Genomic DNA, 20,492 nt, shown 5'->3' on the forward strand with positions numbered 1-20,492 from the left:
GTTTATAAAATGTGTGATATTTTATTTGGTTACTTAATTTTAAATGATTTTAAACATTTTCTTGACTTTTAATAAAAAAAACCGGAGAAATAACCAGTATCGCCGACAAAATAAAATGTTTCACTGGTCGTTTGAAATATCCACCCACCCCAATGGGAAGTATTCATATCGTTAAGTGACCTTCTTGTCCAGTGCTGAGCTGGGACAAAGTGAATGGTAACGCCTTCGTATTCTAATGATTCCCACCAATTCATTTCTACTACATGTTGATACCCTTTTTTTATAAAAAGAGATTTCAGCCCAATCGGAACAAAATAGGTCGGATTTCCTTTTAGTTTTTTCAGCGTTGGAAAGTCAAGATGGTCATAATGACCATGTGAAATAACGACAACATCGATTTCCGGCAAATCTTCCAATGGAATTCCAGGTTCCGTTAACCGTTTCTGAAAACCCATACGTTTCGCCCATACCGGATCAGTAAGTATATTTAGACCACTAAGTTGAAGTAAAAAGGTGGAATGTCCAATCCATGTATAAGAAGTTCGGCTTCTATTTTCCTTCAATTCTTGGATCCTTTTTTTTGAACATTGCGGTATATTTTCACTTAAATCCTTCACTTTACTTCGTCTTTCCTTCTGCCACTTTCGCATATCCCGAAACGATTTCTTATTCGACACATCATTCAAATTACGATACCTTGTCCTCATAGTCACACCTGTGGAACAGATCCCTTGTCCCAGCCCTTTCTAAATTGGATTCAGGAGATAAACCTCCACTAACGACGACCAATTTTTCGTAACCTTTCGTTACATAAACTCCCTTTGTAATCTCGATTCTCCTTACTTAATACCCAGTTTATAATTTACAAGTATTGATTACAATCAACTATCCTCATACTTTCATTAATAATGAAAATTTTTTTCGCAAACTTTGCTGTTTTTTATAAAGTTGACTTCCACTTCAGGTGGACGCTTTCCGCGGGCGTGGCTTGAGCCTCCTCAACGAAATGTGGAGGCGGCTTGCACAGAAACGAGAAAATTGGCCGACTAAAGCGCCACGTCCTGTGGCGAAGTCGGCACTAGCACGTCCTGTTCGTCGGAGACTCCGACAAAGAGGCGTATTTTGCCTCTGAAGGAGGAGTTGAAATTTCTCGAGTTTCTAGCCGCTACAACTGGACAAGTCGCTGCTGCTACTACGGGGTCTCAAGTCTCACGCTTTTCCCGCTGGACATTGAATTTGCTTCCTTGAAATAACCCACGCACGAAGAAAATGTGAATACATTTTCGAGGAGTCGCCACCTTACCCTCCAATCAACTAGGTTTGCATTTTATATCAAAAAGCAACAATCTTATAGAAAAGTGCCTTTATTTAAAACCTTAATTTGATCATCTTCACTTTCAATAAGGTTGTAAGAATCCTAACATAGACCTAAACAATATAAGTCCTTTTTCCTAAATGCATTCTGGTAAAATAAAGAAATGAAAGGGGCTATTGGTTGATGGAATTACAAACAAAAGATAATCGAAATTTTACGAATCAGCTGCCTGAGTGGGCCATGGGGTGCCATATTGGCTTGATCTCCATTTTCTTTATAATGGGAATCAGTATATTTGGTTTTACTATCAAAGAAGTTTCCGAGACAGGATTCGGTTTATCCCTCCTGCTTTTTGCGCTAGCTATTGTCTTTCTTGGGTTTTCATGGTTCTGTTATAAAAATTTACGAAAATACCTTGACCTTGTTATTAACATTCAACTAGGTGATAACGGGTATGATTCCTACGTGAAGGACAAAAAGTTGAATGAAGAACACCACATTTTCATTCCCTTTGAAAATATGAAATATGTATTAATCGGCATGGACTATCGATTAAAAGCAAAGTCAAAGATTCAAAGTGGCGAAAATTATAATTTGAGGACAAAATTTGTTCCAGTACGGTCCGCAAAAGTCTTAATCTATGGTGTCGATACCACCAATCAAGTGAAGGTTACCAGCTTTCCTCATGCGGATGAGAAATCCCTAAATGATTGGATGGGTGTATTTCAAAAGCATGGGGTTGAGATTTACCATACGGATAAAGCTTTAACAGCTACCCCAAGTAATCCTAAGAACATTGAATCGATTCCAAAAAACCTTTTTGATGGAACGCTTTCTTTCGTTATTGGTTCAGAGGCTGAAGGGTTGGATAATCTCTTTCTTACTGAAGAACAGAAAAAAATCGTGGAGAAAAATGAGAAAAAAAGCCGGAAGAACGGACTCTTATATACTACCCTTCTCTCTTTTGTACAGCTTCTACTGATTTGTTTTTGGTTTCCGACTTGGGAAATCGTAGGGGAGTCCTTTAGTGACAGCTCAGGAGAATTCGTTGCACTTTTTTGCACCATTCTTATACAGTTTTTTATCTATATCAAGATGGGACATGTCAAATGGTATGAGCCGTTAAGGGATATGTTCATTCTTTATCTCGGTATTTTCATCGGTTTGCAGCTCTCGCCTGACGTGCGAATCACTTTTGAGCCAGCAGTTCAGGGTTATGCCATGATGACGATTGGCGCTTTTTTGTTTCTATATTATGCGATGAAGGTATCTTCTTGGTTAAAAAAGCTGGGAAAGAAAATGGAGAGAACACAAAAAGATTCACGTTTTTAAATGATCTAGTAAAAAATAGAATTGAATAGATTTGGGCAGATAGTGAGTCTAAATCCTCTTTTCAAGAAGAAATTAACTCACTATCTATTTCTGAATATTTTTTTCAGTAGAAACCCAACCATAATTCCTGGAATGACACATATCATTGGAAACCAAACTGTTCCTAAATAGATTCCAAATATCTTTACCTTTGCTGAATACATAAGTCCAACTGTAACAAAAAACGCAGACATCACAAATGGCAAATAGGAATATGGTTCTTTGCCTCCACCCGCATCCTTGTAGGCATCCCACATGGAATAGAAATAAATACAAGGATAAAACATAAGCCATTGGTATTTGGTATGCTCAATCGCTTTACTTATTTCTCCATTAAAACTAAAGTAAATAATCTGATTAAATTTGGATTGAACATTAATGATAAATTCTAAACTAATAAAAATGATCCCTTTTACATACTTACCGTTCAGTAATTGACCGAAACCTGGAAAAGCTATACTCCATAATAATTTTTCTTTTGGATTCACTTTTTTCTAACCTTTTTTCTAAATTTTTGATCTCAAATAAACAAGATGTAATAAGCAAGTTGCTCTTGCTCATTACTTAGCCTTCTCATTTTCTCACACAAAATTCTTTGATTAGATATTATCCCCAAAAATATACTTAATAATAGTTTTTCTCAATTATCCAAAATACATTGTCCGTTTAAAGGATTTTTCTTAGAGTTCCACACAACACACACTCCCGTCCCCTCGTTACCCATGTGAACTCCTTAGTTCTTTTTGCAGAAATTGAATTTCCTTATGTATACTCGGATAGCCCTCTAGTTCTGGTATGGCTATCTGCTTTGGCGAAACATTCCGTGTCGCAGCAATTGCCATTGTTTCAAAGGCAAATAACAGTTGTGCTGATCTCTCATCAGAAAGGTTCGGCCGATTCGTTTCTTTCGAACAATTTTCTAATAAATATCCCAATTGTTTTGTTGAAAATATGACTGGCCAATAATAGTCTAACGCCTTTCGATTAGCCGGAATCTCACCAGATGCCGTATGATACAAAGTTTGTAAATTACTTAAGTTTGTTCTCATTTTCAATCTTTCTCTACTCTGTCTCGGATTAAACCCTGTACCCTGATCCGAAAAAAGCACCATTAAAAACTGTGCTTGACTTCGAAGTGTTTTGCTCAGTAAATGTGGAATCCGACTAGAAGCAGATTTCCTGCCCACGAGATAAACGCCTAATAATCCAATCGCACTCCCGATTACAATATCAATAAATCTGGCCTGAGCAAAATAGGAAAAACTAAACATCTCTTGACTCGTACTTTCAGCCATTAACAATGCATTTGGAGTAAAGAAAAGTGCCGCTAATCCATAGTTTTTTACGATAAACAACTCGGTAATAAATGTTAATACAAAAATAAACAACGTGATTACAAAACCAGATGGATGAAAGGATAAAATGAACCCTGCAATAACTATACCAATTACTGTACCGAAAAATCGTTGAATCGTACGATGAAATGTTGACACAATGGTTGCGCCTGACATCACCGCTACGCAAGATAAAGGTACCCAATATGATCGCTCAAATCCAAATTGATAGGCAATGATTGCGGCGATGGCCGTTATCACGCCAAAGCGTACGGATGAAATAAACACGATTGAATTTTTATCAAACGCCCCTAAAAAAATTGTTTTTAGAGAGGGTTTATCAATTTGGATCGATTTTTTTACATTGCTTATAGGCTCATTTAGAATGGCTTCTGCATTATAGATAGTTGTGAACAACTGACTAACCTGACTATCCATTTTCTCAGGTTGTAATATATGAGGTTTTTTTCGCTTATCACGGTTGTTCAATGAATGTCCAAGTAGTCGTGTGGATTGCCCTAATTCTTTAGGTAATGTAGAATTTGAATTTGAGAAGTTTTCCACAATATAAATGAACAACTCGTTTGCAAAATTATTTAATAAGTACAATCGATTGAACATGTCAGTGGTTCGCCATCGGAAATAACTCGCTGATAGCGTCTCTTCAGATTCATTTAAAACTTCCATTACTTGATGCTTAGCTTTGGTGAATGTAGGAGTTCCAACAGAATCTAGAAGTTCCGCCAATTGCAAATAAACTCTAGTCACAACATCAGATTCTGGTCCATAGGGATTAAAAAACCACCCGATCATGGCAATAATCCACGATAAACAACCACTAAGAAATACTAGCCCTGCTCGTAAGAATGCTTCATCGGGATTGATTGGCATTCCCGTTGTCATGGCAAAAACTAATACAAAAAAGATGGCGGATGGACCGTTTATTTTTAATGCACCGAACACAAAAATGACGACTGCAGCAATTAATCCCATCAGAATTGCAACAGCTAGCGGATATGGCGCACTAATCGTTCCCAAATAGGTAACAAAGGTCAAACCGAGAACGACCGAAAAGATTTTCTTTGCTCGCTGCGCATATGGGATATTAAATACATATAAATAGGAAAAACCTCCTAAGCCTGCAATTAAACCATATTGCAAATTACCAAAGGCTATTCCTATCATAACCGGCAGGGCAGCAGCTAATCCTGCACTAAAGGCTTTTAACCAAGGAAATGGTTTCTTATTTACTTGTAGTGCTTCTTTAAGCATAGAAGAGACAACCCGTTTTAATTGTTTGCCACTCATTCTAATCCTTCTTTACTATTAATTCCTGTCATTATTAGGTTTAACTTTTCTTCTTCAGGTAAGTTATATTCTTTACCTAATTTAAGTCCTTCAGCCCCTGTTTTCAGGTATTCTTTTCATTGCTTTCCAATCGCTCTAACGGTACTTTTATTCAAACAAAACAATACTGCCGATATGGATTTTAGCGATAGCCAACTAGTTCTTCTTTAAGGATTTTAAGTCTACCCAGTTACAACTTACATGATTAGTGTCGATCTTGGCGATACTCCTCTTGGCGCTAGCCACGGCCAATCGTATCGTTCAACTTCTTGCGATATTTGTCCTTCCAAGTTTGCTCATCCTTCTCCAAGTCATCGCAGAATGCAGCCACGTCCTCGCCCGTAAGGTCAGTCACTTTTTTCCCTTCCGCTGCTCCTACCTCAAAGAGTTCGAGAATGCCACCAAAGATACGGCTGCTGTCCTTCCAGTCAGTGGGACCACCACCAGCAGTCCACATATATTTTTGGATGGCTTTGTAAGCGGTACGGTACTCACTTGGGAGTGCCTTTGCACGTGCCTCCATGGCCCTCCATTCCCTCTTGTCATCAATACTTCCAATAATTTTTTCAAAAATATTCATTATATTTCTCTCCTTTTGATTTTATTTGTTTTTAGCTCGTTTATTTTGCTTGATACAAATTCCCACTTTTCCCAAAAACCTTCCAGTCGCTCTTGACCCGCTGCGTTGAGTTTGTAAAATTTTCTCGGCGGTCCCATTGTGGATGGCTTTTTCTCAATGTCAACAAGATTGTTTTTCTCAAGCCGCATGGTAATTGTATATACTGTGCCTTCAACCACATCTGTGAAACCAAGATCTCGAAGCTGTTGGGTGATTTCATAGCCGTAAGTTTCGCCACGACTGATGATTTCAAGTACACAACCTTCAAGTACCCCCTTCAACATTTCCGTGATGTTTTCCATATTTACCTCCATTTATAGATTACTTATATTTTTTCAGTACTAAGTATCACAGGTATTTTGTGTTACTTATATTTAGTATAACTTACTACTAGTATATAGTATTACCGAATAGCGTCATTTGTCAATAAGTCTTTTCTTCAAAAAGACCCTTATTATCACCTCAAAGGTTTTTATTAAAATTAACAACTTAGAATTAGCCGATCGCGTGATTATTCTTAAGAAGAGATTTTTTAGGCTATGGGGTAATCTATCATTAAAGGGTTCTGATCCCTTACGTAAAAACTAACTTATTAAATAAGATGTACGTATAATCTGACCATAATTTTATATCAATAAAAAATAACTCAGTAGTTTCTGAGCTATTCTTGTGATTATTTATCTAATTACCCATTACTTTTTTTAAAAAGAACTTTCACTATTGGTAGTGGGGTTATATTATACATCTGTTTTCTTTACACCTTTACTTTTATATGGTTTTGCACTCTTTTTTTTGTTTGCACTAGCCTGCCACCGATTCCACCCCTTCTTGTCTGTTCCTCTCCCTGTTCCACCTTTTCCTTTAGCTTTACTCATAACATCACCCCGTTATCATTCTAGGTTGAGTTAACCATATGGTTAGTTTTAGTATATTACTCTAATTAATCAAGCATTAACCCTTCTCGGAACCACGCACCCGTTAGTGGAATGTAAAAAACTATTTTCTTTAACTCCGCATCAGTTTACCTCATTATTTTATATTCCATTCATATTGAATATCAGGTAGATTTTCTTCATTTTCACAGCCTCTACCAATCACTTCAAATCCATTTTTTTCATAAAATCGTTGTGCCTTTTTATTTACTTCAAACGTGTACAACGTTAATTTTCCCCTTGATTGTGCTTTTACTTTATTTAATAATATTTGCCCTATACCAATTCCTTGATAATCTATGTGTACATATAGTTGATTTATTTCCATTTCGTTATATACAATCATTCCAACTATTTTTTCTTCTATTAACGCTAAATCTATTTGAAACTGCCCAGGTAATATGTGGTCTAAAAAATAAATGTGACTTTTTAAGCTATGACTTTCTTTCTGCCCAATTGCTCTTTCCTTACTATTCCGCCACATTTTAACTGTTTGTTCAGCATACTTGGGATCATACGGGATAATTATGATTTTGTGTTGGGTCACTACAATTACCTCCTCAAGTTTTTTACTCCCTTTTTTATGAAAATACATAAATTTTTATTCCCTGTTTAATATACCGCCAGTTTGTAAAATAGCTACTTTTCCACTACTATTTTCAGAAGAAAAAGACGACCGTTTTGATGATCGCCTTGTATAGTTATTCCACCAGTTAATTCCTCTAAACTGCCCCGTTAGATCAACAAATTCTATAAAAATAACGTTAATTCCTTCTTAGATTAACGCACCGTTGGCTTAATTACATTACTTTGTAAAAGATAAGCCCTTTCCAACAGGTTGAATTGAATTTATTACTGTTTCTCTTACTTTCTTACTTACCAATCTTTCAATTATCCACCCGACTAAATCTTGTGCGGCTAAGCAACCAGCCGCAGTTGCGATATTATCTTCAACAATAAATGATTCTTCAACAACGGTAACATTAAATTTTTCTAATTCCTTTTTCGCTGTTGGGTAAGTGGTTGCAGTCATACCGTCTAATAAACCAAGAGCTCCTAAAATTAGAGCTCCAGAACACATAGAACCTACTAACTGTTTCGATGGATTTATTTTTAGTCTATTAAGATAATTTTCATCCTTATAAAGTCTCCTCGTTCCTGGACCGCTCGCAAATAAAATTGCATCTGCATTCCTTAGTTCATCAATAGACGAATGGATTGGAACTGAAAGACCAGTAACCGAACGATGAATTTCTTTAGTACCATAAATTTGAACATTCCAGTCAGGATGTTTAACACGATTCAATATGTCCCAAGGTAAAAAAACATCAATATCCGTAAAATCATCAAATGCAACAATAGCGATTTCCATTAAATCCTCTCCCTCTCCTAATAAAGAATGACATTTTTTTGGTCAAACTAACCCTGATGTTTATTGAATAAATTCAACAAAAAAGTGCGTTAATTCTTCTTGGATCAATGCAAAGCATCTTTAAGCAAACCAGTTATCATCTTAGTTAATTTGGTAGGGGAAAATCCGAATAAGACTCTCTTTTGCTAGATACCAGTTGAAACAAAGCCTCTCCCTCCAAACATGACAGATTGCTTTTCAATCAACGCACCCGTTAGTTGAAGAAGAAAAGCAAAGTTTATTAAAACCTAATGGGAAGTTTCCTCCAATTTTTAATTATATTCAATTTTTATTTGTGTTTTTATGACGTTGAAATGATTTTGTTTGAGCATATTGTTCAAACCCAATAGACTTGTAAAATTCATAGGTATCCGGGGAAGTACATACCACAATTGCAGTTTTTGCTCCTTTTTCACTCAATGCATTGAGAGCAAGTTTACAAACCGAGCTAGCTAACCCCATTCTCCAAAATCTCGGATCCGTTCCCACAGGTTCCAGTAATCCAACCTTGTTAACTTCATCAAACCAAATTAAACAAAATGCTACTAACTCGCCATTTGGGGATTCTATTACCCAATCAAGAGATGAATCGTAAGGATAGGTATTCATAACATTCAAGTAACTTTCTTCTGTGACTCTTAATGATTGAAATGCAGCCCTATGTACTGCCACTCGTTTCTTTAAATCTTCAGAGCCCTTGATATGTCGAGCATTAAACTTATCCGGCAATTTAACAGGGAAAGGACAGCTATCCAATGAAATTTTTGTTAGGACTTCAGGAGTTTCTTTTACTGTGGTGAATAAAGAATCTTCTAAGGCTGAAATGAGATGAGACTCAGTTTCTAGGACGGTTACCCTTTGTTCATTGGTTTCAGTTATTTTATCAAACCAATCAATGACATCCTGAGATAATTCAGTAAAATTAGGGTCAACTTGAAACATTAAACTGCCCGGTAGTTTTACCCATCCCCAAGCCACTGGTTTATCATCCATTTCCCAAATTGCAGTAATCCATTCATCCTCACGCCCAGCGTGTCGATGGCGTTGCCAAGCTAAATCGCCAATATGGTAATTAGACTCCAGTGTCCATATAGCTTGTGTAAGTTTCTGCATTCGTTTTAAATCACTTGAATCTATATAAGTGCGAATGACAGGTTTACTCATTTATTTAATCTCCTCGATTCTCTTGGTATTTGTAACTATCTGTTTGATATTTTTCCTATGGCCTCCGCTATAAAAAGATCGTATTTAATCAACTTAATCTAATCGCAATGACTGTCCCTAAAATTGAACTCTCCCTTTTTTCCATCAAACATTCACCTATTGATATTCAATAAAGATTTAATTATTCCTACTTGAACTAACCTGCCCGTTAGTTCAATTACTTCAACAAAAAGGTGCGTAATCCTTCTTGGATCAACGCACCCGTTTGTTTAAGTACATTTTTTTCACAATCTACTAATTGTCTCCTTTTTTACTTTGTTTTTATTTCTAATTCAAAAATTTTATTTTCTAATGAACTTAAATGTGTTTTTATAAGTTTCAAAGAAATACCCATTGCTAACATAATCACCCATCTAAGATAAAAACATAAGTCCGTACAGTTCGTCTCATTCGTTTCACTTTTTTGAAATCTCCTACATTTAATCAGTTAAATGGCACGATTGTGAAACGAGTATATTATTTTTTCTTTAACTAACCTTCACCTTTACTTCAATAGAAAGAGCTAATCTCCTTCTTAAAGAAAAGCTCCCGTAAATTGAAAAAAATTATTATTAACTAATCAAACTCAAGCAAATCAGAAATAAATTCATTTATTTTACCTTTTAAAACTACACCGTGCCCCGTACATAAATACTCTACATCGTATTTGGTAATTTTTTTTAACCCTTCGATAAATAAACTAAAATTGTACTGTGCTCTCATTTCATTGTTTTGAGACCATTCAGAAACAAACTGCTTATATTTTTCCTTCTCACAAACACCTATATCTACAACATTACCGCTCAATGGTTCTCCAAAAAAACAGATATGGTCTCCGCAAAATAACACTTTGCTTCTACGGTGATATAGTAAAACAGAACCTTTAGTATGGTGTCCAAGGAGAACACATTCTAAATTAGTTACAGTTGGACCGATATCTGGAAGTTTCCTATTTAATTTATTTCTAATATTTTCTGGAATTAATTCTAAATCCTGATTATGAATATAACCTTCAATTTCGCCTAAAAATTGAATTGCTCCAATATGATCTTTGTGACCGTGCGTGGCAATAAAATGAGTTATATCACTTTTAAAAATTCCTTTCTTTTTTAGTGAGGAAAACAGGAAGTGAGAATGTTCTTCCTTCCCTGAATCAATAAGAATAATATTATTGTTCTCGAGCAACAAATAGCAGTTATTATAAGAGTTCCAAGATTCATCCCAAACTAAAAAGGCATATACATTATTAGCTACTTCCTCCAAATATGTTTTCATTTTATCCCCCCATAATCTGCAATTTTTATTTATATATTCCGCTCAATTTTTATTAATACCTTCTTTAACTAACCTGCCCGTTAGTACAATGACTTCAACAAAAAGGTGCGTAATCCTTCTTGGATCAACGCACCCGTTAGTTGAAAAAATTTTTTAATATTTTATATCCTTATGTTAAACGTGAATGTGCTAAATGTACCAAGGATTCCTAATCCTTCTATTAAAAGGACACTGCCATCTTCATAATACAGTTTAACACCAATCTTATTAATAAAAAAATAATCGTCTATTGTTCTATCAGCTACTGTTAAATTATCGTTACCATTTATACATTTATCCCCAACGCACTCTATATCATGTTTATTTGATAGCCATTCATTAAAACTTTCTGGAGAAGGTTTTGACAATGTTAGGATTAGAAAAAATATAATTAGAGCTAAAGTAAAGAAAATAATTCGTTTTTTATTCATAAATTCCCTCCCTAAATTGAATATAATTACCAATAATTACATTTTACACTATGATATTTAAGGAATCCTATTAAAACTTTAACTATCTGCTTCGTTAGCACAATTAGCACCCGTACTTATTGTACAATGACACCTGTACCTTTAAAGAACGTTTAAACTATAAACTTTGTAAACCAAGCTATGTATCTTGCTCCCCATACGAACAAAAATTGGGCAAGTATTGTGCCTAATAACCTTGAAGTTACCATCATTAACGACATATTTTTCAACTTATTGTAGCTTCCTCTCTGATTAACCACATCGTCTGCTATTACAGAGATTTTGGGGTCAATAAAAATAACTAAAAGTATGGTTGCTACCCCATTTATTAAACCTGATGCCATAATTGCTGTAGAAGCTCTTTCTGGGGATAGTAAAGCGGCATATAGTGCAGATAATACACCGATTGTATAGATTGCAGTTATTATCATATTTACACAAAATAGATTTATTGGAATATCCTTAACTCTTGTATCCCGAAGGTATGAAAACTTAGGTAGACTAAAATGTGTTACGCCACGCTTTATGTAATGTAAAGAAAATATCCTTTTAATTAAGGAAGGAACAGACCCTTTTTCCTCTGATAAATATATGATCGCCCTTGAAAATAAAGCTATAAAAGTAGGGAGTAGAATTATTCCAAATACTGTTCCAACCGTTGAAGCGCCAATGAGAATTCGAAATTGAGTTTCTACAAACTCCAGAGCGTTTTCCTTTGGAGCAGTGTCAATTAGACTACCAGTAAAAGGTTGTTGCATCATATTCGCAAGTCTAGAAACGATGACCATTATGTTAAACAGAGATAAGGCGGACGCGATCATTTTTACTCTTGCACCTGATAACCTCACAGCATATGCAAGAGTTTCTATCGAATGTATGATAAAAATAAACAAAGCAATAAATAATGATTTTTCAGTTATGAACTCCATACAGTACCTTCTTTATACAAATTTAATACCCTGATTTTACTATAACCTTCATCATTCTTCTTCCACTAATCTGCTTCGTTACTTGAATAAGGAAAAAGCGATCCTTCGCAATGGAAGACTCGTACTCTGTTAATTGAACAAAAATGTATTTCATAATGTAGTTATTTTTTTAATTTTAACACTATAAAGTCAGTTCCCCTATTTCTATAACCTTCTAAAAGTATCCTGTCCCGTTAGCTTAACAAGGAAAAAGACCGCAGCCGCGATCTTAACTTTAACTATTTCACCTGTTAGTTCAATAAGAAATATTGGCTTCGTGTGAAAAGTTCGCACAAGCCCACTCACCCTCTCTATTAAACAACTCATATACAGTCTCACGGTCCATTGGTGGTTCCTCTATCCATTTTAGCAGGGTAAGAATAATAGATTTTTTTTCTGGAAAGTGATGGATAAAGACTTCTGATTGCTCGTGAAGTCGTGTCGTCCAAATCTGAGAACGCACCATCACCATTGAATAGAATGTTCGAATGAGTTTACGGGCGAAGCCTTGCGAAATTATTTTAATCTCCTCGTTTGAAGCTGTTTTAAACTTATTTAACGTCCGATTAAGACTCTCACAAATATCTCCGTTGAATCGAATGGCTATCTCTGATGTAAGTTTGTAGGGACCAAATCGTTCCCCTAAATCCTCTCCATACACACAAATACAGAGTTCCTTAAGAAATGCATTTTCGTAGTAATTTGAGGGGTCAACCGTATAGTCGTAATATGCAACAGCAATACCAACATCACGAACCATAAACCGATACTTTTGTGACAGTTCCCGAGCCAGGTTCTTTAACTCAGCTATATTAACGGCACTAAGTTTGCCATCAAACAGAGCGATAAGGTCTAAATCTGATTTTAAAGCTATGGCTTCACCTCTGGCTACGCTACCGTACACATAAACACTGTGCAATTGTTTAGGAAATAAATTTTTAAGACTATCAACTGATTGTCGGATGCAGGGCACATAGACATTATTAATTTTATCTTTACTTACATCGCTTACAATAAATCCATTAGGGTCTAGACCATATCCAGCTTTTAAAATCACTATTTCATCACTCCCCTCTCCTATCATCCTAACATCTTCCTAATTATTCCACCAAGATAATATAAAAAAGCAGCTTCGTTAGCTTAATAAAACTTAAATAAAAAAGTTCACTTATCCTTCTTGAATCAACGCACCCTTTAGTTTAATAAACTAAGTCATTTCTTACTGTAAATATACCGATACCCCAAATATATAATCAATATTGCTATGAAAGTAATAATCAAATTTTCTATTAACACTACCTACTATTTTGACACAGACTAAAGGTAATCAAAGTTTAAGGACATGAATGGTTGCGTAAATCATGCAACTTTACTGAATATTTTTTATATAGTAGGTAAAGATAAAGTTGCTAAAATTAATATAACGTCATATTTGGGAAGGAATTTTATGAACTCGACATTTTGGAGCAGTACGATATGGTATGTTCTCCTTGGTATCACTACGTTCCTTGAATTGGTTATTATTTTGATAAAAGTAAAGGACCGTAAACATGTTATATCTCTATTTTTAACGATAAGTGGAATTACTTTTATTTGTTTTGAAATGGCAATATTAATGTGTTTTAAAGCATACGTTTATTATCCAAAAATTTTTTCAAATCAGCATGATGATTCCGTTGTAGGAAATTTATTCTCTCAATTCTCAGTGACCTCATCTGCAATCCTCATCACTCTCTTAAATCTTAGATTTTACTGGTATTTCCTTATCGCTGCAGTTTACGCAGTAATTGAAGAATTGTTTGTACATCTAGGAATATATAAGCAAAACTGGTATCAAACATGGATGACTTTTATTGGTCTTCTTAGTTTATTCTGGATTACCAAAAGAATAAATCACATTATGTTAAAAAACTTTGGTCGTGTTTGGCGCTATCTATTTATTTTCTTAGGGTTGTGCACGTTGCATTTACATACTATTACTTGGGCTTTCAAGGTTATTGGTATTCGCAAATTAAATGAATGTCTGCTTACGGATAATGATTGCAGTATTGTTGTTATCGCTGGGATTTATATGTTGGTTCTAGGGATTATTTCACTCATCATTTATTTCACAAACATCAAGTGGACGTGGAAAATTGGTGGGATATGTATTCTTTATTTGGCTCATTATATTGCAGAGCAATATCAATTGCTAATGAGCGCGAAAGGTTCGTTTTTTATTTCAACTACCATTAGTATTTGGGGTATGTTTCTGTATATTTTTATCCTTGATTGGTTGTATCCAAAGTCTTAATGCACCAATATTCTCTCATACATTAAGAGGAAATTTTAGATTGGAATTTACATAATCAGTCTTAGGGGTAACCGTTTTCTATTCAACTATCCTGCTCCTTTAGTTTAATAACTTCAACAAAAAAGTACGTTAATCTTTCTTGGATCAAAGCACCCGTTAATGTAATAAGCTGTTTTAAATATCGCCAAAAATGTGACCTTCATTCTCTAATACGACTACTGCATTTTCAATTGAATGACTTTTAACAAGTAGGTAATCAGTATTAAAGGTTGAAATAGCAAAGATACTAATATTATTTTCGGCTAATGGATTCGCTAATGAAGATAATATTCCAGTTAAGCTAAAGTCTAAAACTCCCTCTACTTTTATACACTTCCAATCGTTTTCCACATCTTTAAATGCTTCATTCATCGGTATACTTTCAGAGGGACACACGATAGATAGTTCTTCATCTGTTCGTGTAATAGAAAATAATTCGGAGTTTAATGCCCACAATGGTAATGTTTCAGTTGGAGGAAATTTCACAACGGCAAAATTTGAATCTAAAATTTTTAATTTCATATTTTCAGCACTCCTTTTAGATGTTATTTTAACATTTATTCTCTCAAACTGTTATTTCACTAACCTGCTTCATCAGTAGAATAAAGAGACAGTTTTATTTTTTCATTTCCCACTCTAAGTCTTCATTCATAATCACTTTTTCAAGTATGTTCTCATCTATGATTTTAAAAAGTCCATACCCTATTTGTACTTCACCTTCACCGAAAACAATACCATCAACTTTTGAATCGGTATAAAATGTAAGCCAGTATTCAGTGCCAGGAGTTCTATCGTTCCTCTTTAATTTCATATCAGAAGGCTCTTCTAATAGTCTTCTTATAGTATTTTCATCAGTTATGGAAGCAGTCTTCTGTACATAACCTTGTTTATCTCTTGTTGTCCAAAGGATTTCAATTTTATTTACTTGATCCCCCTCACTTAACATATCCGACACAGCTTCATCATAATTAGTGTATTTCATTCTATCCAAGATAGATATAAGTCCAACAATAATTAGTTTAAGTACATTATTTCACAAACTTTTATACACGTTTTTTCATAGATTACCTTTCCAGTGAGTTAAGCATAGTACAGGAAAGGTTAAAGCTAAAGAAATTTATACAGTGATGGGTTAATTTTATCTACCAGTCTATATTTTTTTCAGAGAGGGTGGTCTAAAGAGTTAACAGTAACAGGCATATAAGTAGGAGATAACTGGAAATAGAGGGGAATTTAGGTTATACTTTAAATAGTTTTTAAATTTGGTGGTGATTAAAATTAATAGACTAATTCCTTTTTTCATATTTTCCGTTATTGCTGTATTACTTATCGGTTGTACTAATAAAACAAGTGAAGTTGAATCACCTAAAGATTTAAATATTAAGAACCCCATCATTGTGAAGAATGGCAATCAGGAATTTAAAATTATACCCTTTTATACTCAAGTATTAGATTACATAGACAGCGTTTCAGAAATTGAACAACACGAGAAGATGGAAGAACATTACTATCAAAAAGTTGTCGAACCATTTCAATTAGATACTTTAGGTAAAGGAGAGGGGTATTGGATAAAGAACCTTTATGCTTTTGCAACTCCTAAAAACACTAAAACTTTAGAGGAATTTGTTTATTCTCTAATTAATAATCAAGATGAAATAAATAAAATAATAGAACAAGCCTTGATTAAATCATCTAATACCCTTCCAGGCGAGAATAAGAGAGTGTATTTATTTCCTCCTAATCCGGATAACATGGATGGTATCAATTTAATGGGTGGCGCTTCTGGGAACGCAGTTAGTAAGGATGTAATCATAATACGGATTGATCCATCTTCATTTAAAGAGGATTTGTTGGAGTATGCTGTTGCACATGAATATCATCATACTATATATATGGAGAGCGGAAATGTAAACTGGAATAACACTTTATTAGATTCAATTATTCTCGAAGGAAAAGCGGACACTTTTGCCAAAAGTCTGTACCCCGATATTACTATACCGTGGATAGAACCTCTTTCAGCCCAAAAAGAAAAAGAGGTATGGGAGCATTTGGAAGAAGATTTATGGTCAATTGACCTTGACCAATCATTATATCGCGATTATTTTGGAAATCCAAACAAAGGATTCCCCCGTTGGACTAACTACAAAATTGGATACCAAATCATGAATTCCTTTTTGGAAAATAACTCTTCCGTCTCGGTCCATGACTGGACACTATTATCTGCGGAGGAGATTTTATCAAATAGTAAATATGGAGATAGGATTTCAAAATAAAAGTTTATTTAGATTCTTGCAAAGGAAGAGATATTCTGACTTTGCTTTTTTGTTTTGCATTTTCTGTCTACTTAATTATAAAGCTGTTTTTTTCTTCTTCAACTAACCTGCCCTTTAGTTGAATATTTTCAACAAAAAAGTGCATTAATCATCTTGGATCAAAGCACCCGATAGTGAAATAACGACAGAAATGAGTATTTTCACTATTACAATCACAAACGAATGAAGGCAAAATTAAAAGACCTGAGTCCAGTGAAATATTGAACTCAAGTCTTAAAATTCACTTAACATATTTGCCTAACAAATGGTGCAGTTCACCTAAGGTAATCGCTTCGCAAGTTTATTATGCTTTGCTAAGGGTAAAAGTTTCGTTAACTCTTCCTACTTCAAAACCTGCATCATTCTTTACAATTGATGGTTTTAATTCTCGTAATCTCGTAATGGTTTCACTATTATAATATCCAATCTGTTCGAGAATGGAGGCTACGATGTTTGGCCAGACGTCTTCTGAACCATTTAATACCTTTAATGCAAAACCGAATTTTTCTTTTTTCAACCCGAAGCAGTAGACTCCTTGTGCGCCTCCTTTGGCAACAATGTTATCATCCTGCAGCAAAATAGAACAAATGAATTGATGTGACGCGACCATGTTAGGATGTGTATTCATAATGGCGGTCATTTCTGTAATAGCTTTTTGTAATTGTTGGTCTTCAATTAAATTTGGACATGCTAATTTCAAGTAGGAAATTGCCATGTTTTTTAATGGAATCGCAAAAACAGGTACACCACAACCATCCAATCCACTCTTAATCTCAGAAACTGGTACTTCAGATAATGTAGAAATGATCTTCAAAATTTGTTGTTGAAGTGGATGACTCACTTTCCAATAACCCTCGACTGGGTAGCCTAATTCACGGCAAACCGTGATAAAACCGATATGTTTACCAGAGCAATTATGGAAGAGCCTTCTTTTTTCAATGCCCTTTCGTAGCATGTCCTCTTTCGGTTTTGTATTCAAAGGATAGGAAGGAGGACAAAACAGTTCTTCTTCATCAACAGGTAGTTTTTGTAACATTGTTTCTAGGGCAGCGATATGGTAATCCTCACCCCTGTGAGAGGCGGTGAACAAAGCAGCCTCTTCTGTTGTCAGACTGTATTTCGTGACAATATTCGCCAAAAATACAGGTATCGCTTGTAATGGTTTAGATGCTGAACGATAATACGTGTAATGATCTTGACTTCCTAAATGATAAGTTGTTTCTAGTCGTTCATTCACACCACAAATAATTCCTGTATGAACATTCTCAGTCAATCCAGCCCTTGTTTCTTCTACTAAAGGTATAAGATACATTTTTAAGCTCCTTGCATCATAATTTAAAGACAACTATTTACTCTATATCCAGCAACTTATTCTGTGCCTGTATCGCTGCACCAAGGACGACTCCACGATTACTAAACTGTGAATATACAATTTTTGTCTTTTCTTTTAACGGCTCCCAAATGTATAAATCGCACTTTTGTTCAATTGCTTCTTTTATTTCAGGGAATTTTTCTATTGTATTCCCACTCAGAATAATAACCTCTGGGTTGTAAATAGATAATATATTACTTATCGCAAGGGCAATATACATTGCCGTTCGATCTAATAAATTTACTGCCCACGATTCCCCATTTCGGTAAGCATCGAATACATCATCGATTGAGTCCAGATCCTTTACCTTCCGACCATCAGCCAAAATTGCACCTTCAGAAATATACGTTGCAAGGCAACCAATTTTTCCACAATTGCACACGTTTCCGGTCGGATTTACCATTGTATGTCCAATTTCACCTGCATTATTTGATTCTCCCCGGTAAATTTCACCGTTCAAAATAATGGCAGCTCCTATTCCTGAACCAATACCAACTAAGACTGCATTTTGTGAGTCCTTTGCCATTCCCAAAAAATTCTCAGCAACCACTTTCATTTTCAACTCATTGTCAACAATTACATTAAATGAAGTGAGCTGTTTTAGGTCTTCAGCCAGTTTTACATTTTTCCATTTCAGCTGATCTGACACTTTTACAACTCCATTTTTGTAATCAATATAGCCCGGTAATCCAATGGCTAATCCAATAATTTTCGTAGAAGGAATGTTATTAATTTCTATTAATTCCTCTATATTTTTCTTTAACTTTTGTAGGGTATCTTCATACCTTTCTATGGCATCTCTATAAAAGCTTTCAAATGCAATTATTTCTCCCACATAGTTTACGACACCAATTTTCACGTTAAACTTATCAAGCTCAATCCCGATTGTATAAAGAACGCTTCCACATACATCAAGTAATGTCGCTCTCCTACCAACACCAGAAGTAACGAGTTCTGTCTCCCTCACAAACCCTTGCTCGTGTAATTCGTTTACTATCCTAGTAATTGATGTAGGACTCATTCCTGTTATTTTGGCAATTTCCATTCTTGATACAGGAGAGTTTCTTTTTATGATATCTAGCACTAAGTTTTTGTTTTGTTTTTTCATTAAAAACTGGTCGTGTTTTTCCATTCAAATACCTCTTTAACATAATATTGATCCAATTTATATAGCTTTTAAGGAATCATGTTAATTCTTTCATAAAAGAACTAACATCATTCGTTAATATAACATCCTAAAGAGAACTCCTCCTCTTTAGGATGTTTTAACTGGGATAGGACTTACTTACTATTGTATCAGTTTTATTTGAATTTTTTAATAAACGTAATAGCCTCAGAGATGTCTTTAACTGGTCTTGTATCGACTTCTCGTTCAATAGTTAAATAACCGTTATAATTTATTTCCCGTAAGGCCGCGAAGTAATTTGGAAAATCAACAGCACCTTTACCTAGTGGCAACTCTCTAAAATACTCACCAGATGCAACCATCTTGGCAATTTTTTCATGGTCTGTACCACATCCATATCCAAGTGCACCATATACATCACGGGGATCAACTGGTTTTATTTGAACTCCATCCTTTACGTGAGTATGAACGATATACTCTTTTAAGAGCTTTACACCTTCAACGGGGTCATCACCCGTTACCATGACCATATTCGCAGGGTCAAAATTTACCGAAACTCCATTTGTACTTAAGCTATCCAAAAACGTTTTCAATCTTAAAGCTGTTTCTGGACCCGTTTCAATAGCAAAGAAGGCATCCATTCCTTTTGCATAAAACCCTAATTCTTCGCAAGCCTTTTGCATACTTTCATATACATGACTGTCTTTTTCTTCAGGCACAATCCCGATATGCGTTGTCACAATATTTGTACCGAGTTCAACAGCTAGATCCAAAATTCGTTTTGACTTTTCAACTTTCCATTTGTTTTGTTGGTGATCTTGAAAACCAAGACCACCCAAATCTCCACAAAGTGCAGAGATTTCTAGCCCTAATGACTCGATATAGGATTTTAATTCCTTACGTGTGGCTGAATTTAAATTCTCCGGTGCCATTTCACCATCAACAGCATAAATTTGGACACCATCAGCTCCCATTTCTTTTGCTACTTTTAATCCTTCTAGAAGAGGTAGTTTAAGACTATCGACAATTATCCCAATTTTATTTGCCACTTTTACATTTTGCATCT

Annotated in this window: 21 protein-coding genes and 2 pseudogenes; 4 read left to right on the top strand and 19 right to left on the bottom strand. The window is 35.0% G+C overall.

The window, feature by feature from the left end; translation table 11 throughout:
* Nucleotides 1-77: 77 nt before the first annotated feature.
* A pseudogene (locus tag ACR65M_RS18640) lies at nt 78-707 on the bottom strand (MBL fold metallo-hydrolase); the annotation flags it as partial.
* A gap of 791 nt (nt 708-1,498) precedes the next feature.
* On the opposite strand from ACR65M_RS18640, the gene ACR65M_RS18645 reads away from it, so the two are divergent.
* Nucleotides 1,499-2,647: a hypothetical protein gene (locus ACR65M_RS18645; protein ID WP_440274063.1), complete on the top strand. Its 1,149-nt coding sequence runs from the start codon at nt 1,499-1,501 to the stop codon at nt 2,645-2,647.
* An 80-nt stretch (nt 2,648-2,727) separates the two neighbouring features.
* Here ACR65M_RS18645 and ACR65M_RS18650 read toward each other — a convergent pair whose 3' ends face one another.
* The 13 genes from ACR65M_RS18650 to ACR65M_RS18710 all read right to left on the bottom strand — a co-directional run bounded on the left by ACR65M_RS18650 (nt 2,728) and on the right by ACR65M_RS18710 (nt 13,368).
* Nucleotides 2,728-3,174, bottom strand: coding sequence for a hypothetical protein (locus ACR65M_RS18650; RefSeq protein WP_440274064.1), 447 nt, complete (start codon nt 3,172-3,174; stop codon nt 2,728-2,730).
* A gap of 228 nt (nt 3,175-3,402) precedes the next feature.
* Nucleotides 3,403-5,328 (bottom strand): FUSC family protein, encoded by a 1,926-nt coding sequence (locus ACR65M_RS18655; protein ID WP_440274065.1) that lies wholly within the window; start codon nt 5,326-5,328, stop codon nt 3,403-3,405.
* Nucleotides 5,329-5,605: 277 nt separating this feature from the next.
* Nucleotides 5,606-5,947 carry a DUF1048 domain-containing protein gene (locus ACR65M_RS18660; RefSeq protein ID WP_121445867.1) on the bottom strand — a complete coding sequence of 114 codons (342 nt, stop codon included), beginning with the start codon at nt 5,945-5,947 and terminating at the stop codon, nt 5,606-5,608.
* The gene (locus tag ACR65M_RS18665) at nt 5,947-6,288 is read right to left on the bottom strand and encodes a helix-turn-helix transcriptional regulator (RefSeq protein WP_121445866.1); all 342 of its coding nucleotides are present in this window, start codon (nt 6,286-6,288) and stop codon (nt 5,947-5,949) included. Before ACR65M_RS18665 ends, ACR65M_RS18660 begins: the two co-directional genes overlap by 1 nt.
* Before the next feature lie 435 nt (nt 6,289-6,723).
* Entirely contained in the window at nt 6,724-6,861 is a 138-nt protein-coding gene (locus tag ACR65M_RS18670; protein WP_121445865.1) for a DUF3934 family protein, read from the bottom strand.
* A 154-nt stretch (nt 6,862-7,015) separates the two neighbouring features.
* A complete protein-coding gene (locus ACR65M_RS18675) occupies nt 7,016-7,465 on the bottom strand; it encodes a GNAT family N-acetyltransferase (RefSeq protein ID WP_440274066.1) in 450 nt (149 codons plus the stop codon).
* Between the two features lie 258 nt (nt 7,466-7,723).
* Nucleotides 7,724-8,290 carry a DJ-1/PfpI family protein gene (locus ACR65M_RS18680; protein ID WP_341331324.1) on the bottom strand — a complete coding sequence of 189 codons (567 nt, stop codon included), beginning with the start codon at nt 8,288-8,290 and terminating at the stop codon, nt 7,724-7,726.
* A 321-nt stretch (nt 8,291-8,611) separates the two neighbouring features.
* The gene (locus ACR65M_RS18685) at nt 8,612-9,493 is read right to left on the bottom strand and encodes a GNAT family N-acetyltransferase (RefSeq protein WP_341331323.1); all 882 of its coding nucleotides are present in this window, start codon (nt 9,491-9,493) and stop codon (nt 8,612-8,614) included.
* Between the two features lie 615 nt (nt 9,494-10,108).
* Entirely contained in the window at nt 10,109-10,795 is a 687-nt protein-coding gene (locus ACR65M_RS18690) for an MBL fold metallo-hydrolase (protein WP_440274067.1), read from the bottom strand.
* A 173-nt stretch (nt 10,796-10,968) separates the two neighbouring features.
* A complete protein-coding gene (locus tag ACR65M_RS18695) occupies nt 10,969-11,277 on the bottom strand; it encodes a hypothetical protein (protein ID WP_440274068.1) in 309 nt (102 codons plus the stop codon).
* A 152-nt stretch (nt 11,278-11,429) separates the two neighbouring features.
* Entirely contained in the window at nt 11,430-12,245 is an 816-nt protein-coding gene (locus tag ACR65M_RS18700; protein ID WP_440274069.1) for a lipid II flippase Amj family protein, read from the bottom strand.
* Between the two features lie 22 nt (nt 12,246-12,267).
* Nucleotides 12,268-12,399 (bottom strand): hypothetical protein, encoded by a 132-nt coding sequence (locus ACR65M_RS18705; protein WP_440274070.1) that lies wholly within the window; start codon nt 12,397-12,399, stop codon nt 12,268-12,270.
* A 141-nt stretch (nt 12,400-12,540) separates the two neighbouring features.
* The gene (locus ACR65M_RS18710) at nt 12,541-13,368 is read right to left on the bottom strand and encodes a nucleotidyltransferase domain-containing protein (protein WP_440274071.1); all 828 of its coding nucleotides are present in this window, start codon (nt 13,366-13,368) and stop codon (nt 12,541-12,543) included.
* A gap of 363 nt (nt 13,369-13,731) precedes the next feature.
* On the opposite strand from ACR65M_RS18710, the gene ACR65M_RS18715 reads away from it, so the two are divergent.
* The gene (locus tag ACR65M_RS18715) at nt 13,732-14,577 is read left to right on the top strand and encodes a hypothetical protein (RefSeq protein ID WP_440274072.1); all 846 of its coding nucleotides are present in this window, start codon (nt 13,732-13,734) and stop codon (nt 14,575-14,577) included.
* 174 nt (nt 14,578-14,751) lie between these two features.
* Here the strand turns inward: ACR65M_RS18715 and ACR65M_RS18720 are convergent, their stop codons facing one another.
* Both ACR65M_RS18720 and ACR65M_RS18725 read right to left on the bottom strand, forming a co-directional pair.
* Nucleotides 14,752-15,138: an ACT domain-containing protein gene (locus tag ACR65M_RS18720; protein ID WP_440274073.1), complete on the bottom strand. Its 387-nt coding sequence runs from the start codon at nt 15,136-15,138 to the stop codon at nt 14,752-14,754.
* 94 nt (nt 15,139-15,232) lie between these two features.
* A complete protein-coding gene (locus ACR65M_RS18725; protein WP_440274074.1) occupies nt 15,233-15,598 on the bottom strand; it encodes a hypothetical protein in 366 nt (121 codons plus the stop codon).
* A 283-nt stretch (nt 15,599-15,881) separates the two neighbouring features.
* Here ACR65M_RS18725 and ACR65M_RS18730 point away from each other — a divergent pair, with 283 nt between their 5' ends.
* Both ACR65M_RS18730 and ACR65M_RS18735 read left to right on the top strand, forming a co-directional pair.
* On the top strand, nt 15,882-16,889 hold the full coding sequence (locus tag ACR65M_RS18730; RefSeq protein WP_440274075.1) for a DUF2268 domain-containing putative Zn-dependent protease: 1,008 nt from the start codon (nt 15,882-15,884) through the stop codon (nt 16,887-16,889).
* Between the two features lie 192 nt (nt 16,890-17,081).
* Nucleotides 17,082-17,153 (top strand): annotated as a pseudogene (locus ACR65M_RS18735) (IS3 family transposase); the annotation flags it as partial.
* Between the two features lie 79 nt (nt 17,154-17,232).
* On the opposite strand, the gene ACR65M_RS18740 reads toward ACR65M_RS18735, so the two are convergent.
* The 3 genes from ACR65M_RS18740 to ACR65M_RS18750 form a co-directional block, all read right to left on the bottom strand.
* Nucleotides 17,233-18,240, bottom strand: a complete 1,008-nt coding sequence (locus ACR65M_RS18740; protein ID WP_440274076.1) for an asparaginase — start codon at nt 18,238-18,240, stop codon at nt 17,233-17,235.
* A 37-nt stretch (nt 18,241-18,277) separates the two neighbouring features.
* Nucleotides 18,278-19,432, bottom strand: a complete 1,155-nt coding sequence (locus ACR65M_RS18745) for an ROK family transcriptional regulator (RefSeq protein WP_341331320.1) — start codon at nt 19,430-19,432, stop codon at nt 18,278-18,280.
* A gap of 170 nt (nt 19,433-19,602) precedes the next feature.
* A complete protein-coding gene (locus tag ACR65M_RS18750; protein WP_440274077.1) occupies nt 19,603-20,490 on the bottom strand; it encodes a sugar phosphate isomerase/epimerase family protein in 888 nt (295 codons plus the stop codon).
* Between the last annotated feature and the right edge of the window lie 2 nt (nt 20,491-20,492).

The organism is Ferdinandcohnia sp. SAFN-114 (assembly GCF_059415045.1).

What these genes read in the sequence shown, in the direction of transcription:
- ACR65M_RS18645 (WP_440274063.1), top strand. Translation starts at nt 1,499, where the DNA reads ATGGAATTACAAACAAAAGATAATCGAAATTTTACGAATCAGCTGCCT.
- ACR65M_RS18695 (WP_440274068.1), bottom strand. Translation starts at nt 11,277, where the DNA reads ATGAATAAAAAACGAATTATTTTCTTTACTTTAGCTCTAATTATATTT.
- ACR65M_RS18700 (WP_440274069.1), bottom strand. Translation starts at nt 12,245, where the DNA reads ATGGAGTTCATAACTGAAAAATCATTATTTATTGCTTTGTTTATTTTT.
- ACR65M_RS18660 (WP_121445867.1), bottom strand. Translation starts at nt 5,947, where the DNA reads ATGAATATTTTTGAAAAAATTATTGGAAGTATTGATGACAAGAGGGAA.
- ACR65M_RS18715 (WP_440274072.1), top strand. Translation starts at nt 13,732, where the DNA reads ATGAACTCGACATTTTGGAGCAGTACGATATGGTATGTTCTCCTTGGT.
- ACR65M_RS18710 (WP_440274071.1), bottom strand. Translation starts at nt 13,368, where the DNA reads ATGATAGGAGAGGGGAGTGATGAAATAGTGATTTTAAAAGCTGGATAT.
- ACR65M_RS18750 (WP_440274077.1), bottom strand. Translation starts at nt 20,490, where the DNA reads ATGCAAAATGTAAAAGTGGCAAATAAAATTGGGATAATTGTCGATAGT.
- ACR65M_RS18745 (WP_341331320.1), bottom strand. Translation starts at nt 19,432, where the DNA reads ATGGAAAAACACGACCAGTTTTTAATGAAAAAACAAAACAAAAACTTA.
- ACR65M_RS18685 (WP_341331323.1), bottom strand. Translation starts at nt 9,493, where the DNA reads ATGAGTAAACCTGTCATTCGCACTTATATAGATTCAAGTGATTTAAAA.
- ACR65M_RS18665 (WP_121445866.1), bottom strand. Translation starts at nt 6,288, where the DNA reads ATGGAAAACATCACGGAAATGTTGAAGGGGGTACTTGAAGGTTGTGTA.
- ACR65M_RS18670 (WP_121445865.1), bottom strand. Translation starts at nt 6,861, where the DNA reads ATGAGTAAAGCTAAAGGAAAAGGTGGAACAGGGAGAGGAACAGACAAG.
- ACR65M_RS18705 (WP_440274070.1), bottom strand. Translation starts at nt 12,399, where the DNA reads ATGAAATACATTTTTGTTCAATTAACAGAGTACGAGTCTTCCATTGCG.
- ACR65M_RS18740 (WP_440274076.1), bottom strand. Translation starts at nt 18,240, where the DNA reads ATGTATCTTATACCTTTAGTAGAAGAAACAAGGGCTGGATTGACTGAG.
- ACR65M_RS18680 (WP_341331324.1), bottom strand. Translation starts at nt 8,290, where the DNA reads ATGGAAATCGCTATTGTTGCATTTGATGATTTTACGGATATTGATGTT.
- ACR65M_RS18655 (WP_440274065.1), bottom strand. Translation starts at nt 5,328, where the DNA reads ATGAGTGGCAAACAATTAAAACGGGTTGTCTCTTCTATGCTTAAAGAA.
- ACR65M_RS18720 (WP_440274073.1), bottom strand. Translation starts at nt 15,138, where the DNA reads ATGAAATTAAAAATTTTAGATTCAAATTTTGCCGTTGTGAAATTTCCT.
- ACR65M_RS18725 (WP_440274074.1), bottom strand. Translation starts at nt 15,598, where the DNA reads ATGAAATACACTAATTATGATGAAGCTGTGTCGGATATGTTAAGTGAG.